Genomic DNA, 1,288 nt, shown 5'->3' with positions numbered 1-1,288 from the left:
CCTACGAAAGTAGGCGGTATATTGTCAGCTACTTTTATGGTTTGAGTATGCGTTAGCGTGGTACAACCATCAGTCGCGGTAAAGATACGCAATAAGGTAAAACGATTATCGCACAGCACAGCGGTTTTCTTCTCTTCCATACGATAACTCACACTCGCACAGCCCCCTGTTGTGGTAGGCATTACAGCTGTAGGCACTTCCTTAGCACAACTAAGATTAAGGTCTTGAGGCAAAGTAGTAGCTACAAATGCCAAAGGCTCAGAAACAAGATTGTTGTCTTTTTCAATAGTAAAACCTCCCGTTTGCGGATGATAATCTGTAAGCGCAAACGCCACCCCCTCTATTACCTCTACTTTCAGCACTGCCTTTGATGTATTGATATTAGGCAAAGTAACCTCTTCAGCACCATCATTAGCCGTTTCAGCCAAAACAATATGCTTAAACGTTTTCCCTAAATCATCTGACAGCAGCACACGCACCTTTGTGCCTGCAAAAATAGCGGCATCAACCTTCCATTGCAGCGATATTTTCTCACCACCTTTGTATTTGTTTTTAGGGGTAGTGGTAATTTCAAAAGGAGTCCCCTCTTTTACAGTAACCTTTGTTTCTGCCAAATCATATTGCACTATATAATCGGCAGCCTGCTGAGGTTGTGCATCACTTACCCCCAACCAAAAAGTAAAAGTACCCGTTGTCTGATGAGCTAAACCGCTATTAGCCACTACATTTCCAGAATTTTCGTGATACTCTGTTTTAATAGTAACAGGGTTAGCGGTAGTAGGTTTATAAATAGCGTACTGCGTTATAGGGGTTTCGTCACCATTGCGTACATCGTGCTGATTTACAGCATATAGCAAGACGCTGCTATCAGGGTCAGTAGCGGGAATATAAAACTGAAAGAAAGTACCTTTCGGAATCGTATAATGATTTTTAAGCTTGCTGCGGTCTATACGCGGAGCTTGGGTAGCAAAAGTCTTATCTTGGGCTTTCGCAGGTACTTGTGTCAATCGTTTGCGTATGCGCTCTATGCTCGATAGCGAGAAAAAATCACGAGGACTACCATAGCTCATCACCGAAGTACCGCTACCGAGTTCTGTTTTTTCGCTATCGTAAGCAGCCGAGCCTTTATGACTGCTAAAAGTGTGCCTACCGCCAAATAGGTGTCCTATTTCGTGAGCTATAACTTCTTTAGTAAGTACAGCTACGGCATCAGCTTTGGTATTAGGTTGATAAACTCCTTCAATATGTGCCAATCCTCTGATACCACTTTGCTGAGAAGAGGTATATA

At 42.9% G+C, this 1,288-nt stretch carries 1 protein-coding gene; it reads right to left on the bottom strand.

The features are described from left to right. Positions 1-1,288: reprolysin-like metallopeptidase (locus HMPREF9074_RS09055; RefSeq protein WP_034540363.1), on the bottom strand; the 1,288-nt coding region annotated here is incomplete at both ends.

The sequence above is a fragment of the Capnocytophaga sp. oral taxon 329 str. F0087 genome (genome assembly GCF_000213295.2).
Taxonomy (GTDB): domain Bacteria; phylum Bacteroidota; class Bacteroidia; order Flavobacteriales; family Flavobacteriaceae; genus Capnocytophaga; species Capnocytophaga leadbetteri_A.
The sequence above is the reverse complement of the archived record's forward strand: the minus strand, read 5'-3'. Positions and strand labels throughout refer to the sequence as shown.